At 71.1% G+C, this 4,771-nt stretch carries 3 protein-coding genes; 1 reads left to right on the top strand and 2 read right to left on the bottom strand.

Annotated elements, in window-relative coordinates:
• The first annotated feature begins 686 nt into the window (after window positions 1-686).
• Complete coding sequence (gene purL, locus E1264_RS40285; RefSeq protein ID WP_132182465.1) at window positions 687-2,981, top strand: phosphoribosylformylglycinamidine synthase subunit PurL; 2,295 nt, start codon at window positions 687-689, stop codon at window positions 2,979-2,981.
• Window positions 2,982-3,043: 62 nt separating this feature from the next.
• Here the strand turns inward: purL and E1264_RS40280 are convergent, their stop codons facing one another.
• Together E1264_RS40280 and E1264_RS44240 are read right to left on the bottom strand one after the other, a co-directional pair.
• Window positions 3,044-3,964, bottom strand: coding sequence for a hypothetical protein (locus E1264_RS40280; protein WP_243711468.1), 921 nt, complete (start codon window positions 3,962-3,964; stop codon window positions 3,044-3,046).
• Between the two features lie 231 nt (window positions 3,965-4,195).
• On the bottom strand, window positions 4,196-4,771 hold a 576-nt coding region (locus E1264_RS44240; protein WP_165964633.1), incomplete at its 5' end, for a hypothetical protein.

The raw sequence follows: 4,771 nt of genomic DNA, 5'->3' as shown, positions 1-4,771 counted from the left end.
CCCAGGAGCGCGCCTCAGGCGACCCGTCGTCCACCCTGGCCGACCCGACGCTCACCACCCCGGACGTGAGCGAGTACACGGGCCCCGCCGCCCCGTCGAACCCGTCCGTCCACGGCCCCGGCACGGGCCCCCAGCCCGCCATCGGAACGGGCACGGGCCCGCAACCGGCCGTGGGCCCGAACACCGGCCCGCAGCCCGCCATAGGCACCGGTACGGGCCCGCAGCCCGCCGTGGGCCCGAACACCGGCCCGCAACCGGCCATAGGCACCGGCACAGGCCCCCAGCCCGCCATCGGAACGGGCACGGGCCCGCAACCGGCCGTGGGCCCGAACACCGGCCCGCAACCGGCCGTGGGCCCGAACACGGGGCCGCAGCCGGCCATCGGCACCGGCACGGGCCCGCAGCCCGCCGTCCGCCCGGGCACCGGGCCTCAGCCCCTCGTGGGCCCCGGCACCGGGCCGCAGCCGCTCATCGGCCTCGGGACGGGCCCGCAGCCCGCACTCGGCATGGGCCCCGGCACCGGCCCACAGCCTGCAGTCGGCCCTGGCACCGGACCTCAACCCGCCATCGGCCGGAACACCGGACCTCAACCCGCCATCGGCACGGGCACCGGCCCGCAGGCCGCCGTGGGACGCGGCACGGGTCCGCTGCCTGCCGTAGGCCCGGGGACGGGTCCGCAACCGGCCATCGAGGCACCGGCACCCGCCTACTCGGGCACGGACACGGTCGCGATCGCCGCCGCGTCTCCGGACCGTCCCCAGCCGTTCGCCGAGCTGGGCATGAACGAAGACGAGTACAGGCGCGTCCGCGGCATCCTGGGGCGGCGCCCGACGTCGTCCGAGCTGGCGATCTACTCGGTCATGTGGAGCGAGCACTGCTCGTACAAGAGCTCCAAGGTGCACCTGCGCCAGTTCGGTGAGAAGGCCCCGAAGACCGACAAGCTCCTCGTCGGCATGGGCGAGAACGCCGGTGTCGTCGACATCGGCCAGGGCTGGGCGGTCACCTTCAAGGTGGAGTCGCACAACCACCCGTCCTACGTCGAGCCGTACCAGGGCGCCGCGACCGGCGTCGGCGGGATCGTCCGCGACATCATCTCGATGGGCGCGCGGCCGGTCGCCGTCATGGACTCGCTGCGCTTCGGCCCGGCCGACGCGCCCGACACCCAGCGCGTCCTGCCCGGAGTGGTCGCGGGCATCGGCGGCTACGGCAACTCGCTCGGCCTGCCCAACATCGGCGGCGAGACGGTCTTCGACGCCTGCTACGAGCAGAATCCGCTGGTCAACGCCCTGTGCGTCGGTGTGCTGAAGCACGAGGACATCAAGCGCGCCGTGGCCCCCGGCCCCGGCAACAAGGTGATCCTCTTCGGTGCGCTGACGGGCCCGGACGGCATCGGCGGCGCGTCCGTCCTCGCCTCGGCGACGTTCGACGAGGAGTCGCACCGCAAGCGGCCGTCCGTCCAGGTGGGCGACCCGTTCATGGAGAAGCTGCTGATCGAGTGCTGCCTGGAGCTGTTCGGCGAGGACCTCGTCGTCGGCATCCAGGACCTCGGCGCGGCCGGCGTGTCCTGCGCGACGACGGAGCTGGCCGCGGCCGGCACCGGCGGCATGCACGTCGACCTCGACGCCGTCCCGCTCCGCGACGAGACGCTCCTCCCCGAGGAGATCCTCATGAGCGAGTCGCAGGAGCGCATGATGGCGGTGGTCGAGCCCGGCAAGGTCGACCGCTTCATGGAGATATGCGCCCGCTGGGAGATCCCGGCGACCGTGATCGGGACGGTCACCGACACCGGACGCCTCGTCATGACGTGGCGCGGCGAGACGATCGTCGACATCCCGCCGGTCACCGCCGCCGACGAGGGCCCGGTGTACCAGCGCCCGCTGCAGCCGCCGGCTGACCTCGGTGCACTCCAATCAGACACGCCAGGGCGGCTGACCCGCCCGTCCAACGGCGACGAGCTGCGCCGCACCGTTCTGTGGCTCGCGGGGTCGCCGAACCTCGCGGGCAAGACGTGGGTGACGTCCCAGTACGACCGCTACGTCATGGGCAACACCGTGATGGCCATGCCGGAGAACGCGGGCGTCGTGCGCATCGACGACGAATCAGGTCTGGGCATCGCCCTGTCCCTGGACGGCAACGGCCGCTACACGCGCCTCGACCCGTACGCGGGCGCACAGCTCGCCCTCTCCGAGGCGTACCGCAACGTCGCCGCCACCGGCGCGCGGCCCCTGGCCGTCACCAACTGCCTCAACTTCGGCTCCCCGGAGGACCCGGGCGTCATGTGGCAGTTCGCCCGCGCCGTCGAGGGCCTCGCGGACGGCTGCCAGTACCTCGGCATTCCGGTCACCGGCGGCAACGTCAGCTTCTACAACCAGACCGGCACCACGGCGATCAACCCGACCCCGGTCATCGGCGTCCTCGGCGTCCACGACGACGTCCGCCGCCGCGTGAACATGTCGCTCACCACCGACGGCGCCACGATCGCGCTGCTCGGCGAGACCCGCGAGGAGTTCGGCGGGTCGGAATGGGCGCACGTCGTCTACGGCCACCTGGGCGGCCTGCCGCCGCTGGTCGACCTGAAGGCGGAGGCGGCGCTCGCGTCCGTGCTGGTCAACGCCATCCGGGACGGCCTGGTCACCGCCGTCCACGACCTGTCGGACGGCGGCCTGTCGCAGTCCCTGGTGGAGTCGTGCCTGCGCGGCGGCCTCGGCGCCAAGATCACGCTGCCCGGCGACCCGTTCGTCGCGCTGTTCAGCGAGTCCGTGGCCCGCGCGATGGTCGTGGTCATGCCGGGCGCCGAAGCGCGCCTCGCGGCCCTGTGCGAGTCGGCGGGCGTCCCCGTGTCCCAGCTGGGCGTGGCGGGCGGCGACAGCCTGACCGTGACGGGCCGCGCCCCAGAAGGCGACCAGCAGGAGCTGTTCAGCATCCCTCTGCACGAACTACGCGAGGCCCACGAGCACATGCTCCCCAGCTACGTCGACTGACCCGTCCACAACAACGCGAAGGGCGCCTCCGTGGTGGGAGGCGCCCTTCGCGTTGAACGGCCTCAGAAGACCGAGATGTGGACGTGGTCGTAGTGGTTGGCTGTGGTGCCGCCGCGGTTCTCCATCATGCGCCAGCCGGGGCTGCGCATGTCGTAGATGCGCTGGCGCCAGATCACGTACTTGATGCCCAGGGCGTTCGCGTGGGAGATCGCGTACTGGGCGGCCCGGTCGCCCTGGGCCTGGGCGCTGCCGGTGGCCATCGCGCCGCCGGTCGTCACCATGAAGTCGCAGGCGCGGCCGGTGCCGTGGTCCTGCGGGTCGCCGGGGCGGGTGCAGCCGATCACGGGGTACGGGCCGGTCTCCAGGTCGATGGTGTTCTTGACCTTGAGCATGCGGGGGGTGATGCCGCCCATGCCGATGCTCGGCGACTCGGGCTTGTACTGCTTGATCAGGGCCTGGATCTTGGCCTTGCGGCTGAGCAGGTCCTTGATCTCTTTCCGCAGCTCCGCCAGCTTCGCCTGGGCCTGCTGGCGGGCCTGGAGCTGCTCGTTGACGAGCTTCTGGATCTGCGCGACCTTCGCGGCCTTGTTCTGCGACAGGTGGCTGACCAGGGTGGCGTTGCTGAGGAGGTCGCTCGGGTTCGTGGACGTCACGACCGTGATCGTGGGGTCCTCGCCGTTCATCATGTACTGGGTGGCGGCGAGCTGGGCGACGAGGTTGCGGGCCTCGACGAGGTCCTGCTGGAGGTCCCTGGCCTTCTTGAGCGACTTCTCCGCCGCGTACTGGGTGTCCTTGAGCTTGGCCAGGTCGCCGCCGTACTGCTTGTCGAGCTTCTCGATCTGCCGGCTCAGCTGGGCGAACTTCTTGCTGTCGCCGGGGTCGGCGGCGTAGGCGTTGAACGCGGCCAGGGCGGGCGGGGCCGCCGCGGAAGGGGTTGCGGTGCCGACCAGAGGCAGCGCGGCGGCGAAGGCCACGAGAGCCATGGCGGCGCGCCTTCCACCGCGTGGGCGTGCGGAGGCGGGGGTCTCCACGTGTTCTCCTCTCGTCCTGGCCGTAGGTCAACGAACCTTAAAGTGCCATCAGTGCATCGCCAAGGTTAAACCCCAGGGATGGGTGGGGCGGTGCGAAGCGTAATAAGCCCTGCTCGCTTGCTGGGGGCCGAGCTATCTTACGTGACGCGACTCACAGCCACTTCTCCAGGTACGGGATGGGACTCATCCACGGTTCAGCCGACCTCCGTAGCCGAGGCTCGTGCCTGGTCGGCTCCATGTGTACTGGAGCGTGCCGTCCGGCTGCCGGGTGATCTGGACGACTCCGGACGTGCACGGCTTAGCGACCGACAGCGACATTTTCAGCGCGCTTTCCGTGCCCCTCGTCAGTGTGAGCGCACCGACGCATTTCTCCTTCGGATAGAACACCCGCCCGGTCGTCCCGCCGGATTGGAACGTGACCTCGACGGGGAACGACACGTTGCGGTTGGTGTTGACGACCGTTCCCTTCCACGTCCCCGCGAACGATGACGGGATCGTCGTCACCGGGCGGTTGTTGGACGCGTTGGTGCTGTCAGGCGGCGACCCGTCGTCGTCCTTGAGCTGGGGCCACAGCACCAGCGCGATGATGGCGATGCCCACGCCGACGCCGATGAACAGGGAGAGCGCGACGCCGAGCACGTGGTTGCTGGGGCGGCGCATCCGCGTGAACGGGGAGGGGTTCCGCGCGGGGGTTTCACGGCCCTGCCCCAGGCCGGGGATGAGGTGCGGGGTCGGTTCGGTGGTGTCCGGGGGCTGGTC

It is taken from the genome of Actinomadura sp. KC216 (genome assembly GCF_004348535.1).
Lineage (GTDB): Bacteria > Actinomycetota > Actinomycetes > Streptosporangiales > Streptosporangiaceae > Spirillospora.
This window is presented reverse-complemented; position numbering and strand designations above follow the sequence as displayed.